Annotated in this window: 1 protein-coding gene; it reads left to right on the forward strand. The window is 51.1% G+C overall.

The window, feature by feature from the left end; all coding sequences use genetic code 11:
* Positions 1-61 precede the first annotated feature (61 nt).
* A partial coding sequence (gltB, locus tag RMO52_RS07785; RefSeq protein WP_396134916.1) for a glutamate synthase large subunit occupies positions 62-4,133 on the forward strand: 4,072 nt, incomplete at its 3' end.

The following is a 4,133-nucleotide window of genomic DNA, read 5'->3' on the forward strand; positions in this document are numbered from 1 at the left end:
AGCTATTTGAACCTGACTCTACACTAAATTATCTACCGATCGCGACCCGCACTACATCACTATGAACCACACAGATAATCATTGGCGTATGGACAGTTTCACCACTTCAACTGCTGCTAATCAAGAACCATATCTAGGCCCACGCTGGTTGGTCGAGGAACGGGATGCTTGCGGGGTGGGATTCATTGCCTGTCCAGCCGGGGATACCAGTCATAAGCTTATCCAGCAGACGTTGGCAGCATTGACTTGTATGGAGCATCGGGGCGGTTGTAGCGCGGATCGCGATTCTGGCGATGGCGCGGGGATTTTGACGCAGATTCCGTGGGGATTATTTGATGAGATTATAGCTAGTCACAGCGATCGCGATTCTCATTCTGAGCAACTGAGCCAACGATTGGCGGTGGGGATGGTATTTTTGCCACAAGATGCGGCAAAACGCGCTGTGGCGAAGCAAATTATTGCGGATGTCATCGCGCAGGAGCAGTGTCAGCTCCTCGGGTGGCGGGAAGTACCCGTTAAGCCGGAAACGTTGGGTGTTCAGGCGCGGGAAAATCAACCATACATCGAGCAGATGGTTATGGCGGGGACTGAGCTAGGCGATGAGCTAGAGCGGCAGTTGTACATGGTACGCCGCAAGATTGTCAAAGCAATGCAGGCTGAGGGCACGGTTAAGCCGGGGGACAATTTTTATATTTGCTCTCTTTCCGGTCGGACGATCGTGTATAAAGGGATGGTACGATCGGCTGTATTGGGTGAGTTTTACAGTGACTTAACCAATCCTGAATTTAAGGCGGCGTTTGCGGTGTATCACCGTCGATTTAGTACGAACACTTTACCAAAATGGCCATTGGCTCAACCGATGCGGGTGCTGGGGCACAATGGCGAAATTAATACGCTCTTGGGCAATATTAATGGGATGACAGCGCGGGAAAGCGATCTCAATCATCCGCTGTGGAACGAGCGGTTAAGAGAGTTGCAGCCGATTCTGAATTTAGACAATAGCGATTCGGGGACATTAGATAATGTCTTGGAACTGATCGTCCGTTCCGGTCGGAGTCCGATCGAAGGTTTAATGATGATGGTACCAGAAGCGTACAAGAATCAGCCGGAATTAGATAAATATCCTGAGATTACGGATTTTTACGAGTATTATTCGGGCTTACAGGAAGCTTGGGATGGCCCAGCATTACTGGCATTCTCTGATGGTAAGGTAGTTGGGGCGGCACTCGATCGCAATGGTTTGCGTCCAGCAAGGTATTGTATTACCAAGGATGGTTATCTCTATGTCGGCTCTGAGGCTGGGGTGGTAGATTTACCCATAGACCAAATCGTTGAAAAAGGTCGGCTCGGCCCTGGTGAAACGATCTTGGTAGATTTAGAAACTCAAGAGATTCTCCACAATTGGGAAGTTAAAGAGCGGATTGCCAAGGTGCATCCCTACGGTGCGTGGTTGAAAGAGCATCGTCAAACCCTGACTAACCAAGCATTTTTGAATAGTTGTCGGATAGAGTCGGCAAACTTGCTCAAGCAGCAGACGGCATTCGGCTACACCGAAGAAGATGTCGCGATGATCGTCAACGATATGGCAGAAAATGGCAAGGAGCCAACTTTCTGTATGGGCGATGATATTCCCCTCGCCGTATTATCCGAAAAAGCGCATCCTTTATACGACTATTTTAAACAACGCTTCGCGCAAGTAACTAACCCCGCGATCGATCCGCTGCGCGAAAAATTAGTCATGTCGCTCGATGTCAGTCTGGGTAAAAAGGGTAATTTACTCGAAGCCAAACCCGAACATGCGGGGATGCTGAAGTTAACTAGTCCCCTATTAAATGAGGCGGAATTAGAAGTAATTAAAGCATCATCCTTGGGAACCGAATTTATCTCCACACTTTACCCAGTTAATGATGGTGTCGGTGGCTTAAAACTCGCGATCGACAAATTATGTACCGCCGCTCTCGAAGCTGTCAAGACAGGCAAACAAATCCTCGTTCTTAGCGATTGGACTGCTGAAGGTTTAACCGACGAAACTACCTATATTCCCCCCCTGGTGGCTGTGGGTGCGGTGCATCATTATCTCACCAAACAAGGTTTGCGCGCGCGTACTTCGATCGTTGTCGATACAGCGCAATGTTGGAGTACCCACCATTTTGCCTGTCTGATTGGCTTCGGTGCATCCGCCGTCTGTCCGTATCTCGCCTGGGAATCCGTCCGTAGCTGGTGGTGTGGTTCCAAAACTCAAGCCGCCATCGGACGCGGCGAACTAGATATTACCATCGAAAAAGCGCAGGCTAACTATCGCAAAGCAACCGAAGATGGCTTGCTCAAAATCCTCTCCAAAATGGGGATTTCCCTACTCTCATCCTACCAAGGGGCGCAAATCTTTGAAGCGATCGGCATCGGGCGCGAATTACTCGATATCGCTTTTACTGGCACCACCTCCCGCATCGGTGGCTTAACCATCGCTGATGTGGCGCAGGAAACCATGACTTTCCACCACAAAGCATTCCCCAAAGAGCTGAAGAAACTCGAAAACCTCGGCTTCTTCAACTATCGCCCCAGTGGTGAATACCACATGAATAGCCCCCAACTGGCAAAGGCTCTCCACAAAGCCGTAGACGCTTATGCGACTCAGGAAGGCTACGATCACTATGAAGTCTACAAAAAACATATTCAGGAACGCCCCGTCACGGCCCTGCGCGACCTCTTAGACTTCAAATCCGATCGAAACCCCATTGACATCGAATCAGTCGAGCCTGTGGTCGATATCGTCAAACGGTTCTGCACGGGTGGCATGTCGCTGGGCGCACTCTCCCGCGAAGCCCATGAAGTCCTCGCCATTGCCATGAACCGCATCGGCGCGAAATCCAACAGCGGCGAAGGCGGCGAAGATCCCGTCCGCTACAAAACGATCGATGATGCCGTGGATGGTAAATCCGCCATCCTCCCCCACCTCAAAGGCTTACGCAACGGCGATATTGCTAAAAGCGCGATCGTCCAAATCGCTTCGGGACGCTTTGGAGTCACCCCCCAATACCTAATCAACGGCAAACAAATCGAGATCAAACTCGCTCAGGGTGCCAAGCCAGGTGAAGGCGGACAATTGCCAGGGCCAAAAGTCAGCCAGTACATCGCCATGCTCCGCCGCTCCAAACCAGGCGTGATGCTGATTTCACCCCCACCGCACCACGATATCTACTCGATCGAAGATCTAGAGCAACTGATCCACGATCTCCACCAAATCAACCCCAAAGCCTCTGTGTCCGTCAAACTAGTCGCCGAAATCGGCATCGGTACCATCGCCGCCGGAGTCGCCAAAGCCAACGCCGACATCATCCAAATCTCTGGACACGACGGCGGTACCGGAGCATCCCCCCTATCCAGCATCAAACACGCAGGCACCCCGTGGGAACTAGGTTTGACCGAAGTTCACCGCGTCCTCATGGAAAATCAACTTCGCGATCGAGTTTTACTTCGTGTCGATGGTGGATTAAAATCAGGATGGGATATTATGATCGCCGCCCTGATGGGAGCAGAAGAATATGGGTTCGGTTCGATCGCGATGATTGCCGAAGGTTGCATTATGGCACGAGTCTGTCATACCAATAAATGTCCCGTCGGTGTCGCCTCCCAGCGCGAAGATCTCCGCGCTCGATTCCCCGGTATCCCCGAACAAGTCGTCAACTTCTTCCTGTTCATTGCCGAAGAAGTCCGCAGCATCTTGGCGCGGTTGGGCTACAAGTCGCTCAACGAATTAATCGGACGTGCGGATTTATTCACCCTCCGCCCAGAAGCGAAGCTAACTAAAGTAGCCGCAATTAACCTCGATTGTCTGACGCAATTACCAGATACTAAACTCGATCGATCCTTCCTCACCCACGGCGACATCCATACCAATGGAGCCGTTTTAGATGATGAGATTTTAGCAGATGTAGATGTGATGAGTGCGATCGATAACCAAGGCATCGCTACTAAATCTTACAAGGTGGTGAATACCGATCGATCTGTAGGTGCCCGCATCTCCGGTGCCATCGCCCTCAAATACGGCGACAGCGCATTTGAAGGACAACTCACCCTCAACTTCCAGGGAGCCGCCGGACAAAGCTTCGGCGCATTCAACCACGAAGGAGTCA

The sequence above is a fragment of the Chamaesiphon sp. OTE_8_metabat_110 genome (assembly GCF_031382685.1).
Taxonomy (GTDB): Bacteria; Cyanobacteriota; Cyanobacteriia; order Cyanobacteriales; family Chamaesiphonaceae; genus Chamaesiphon.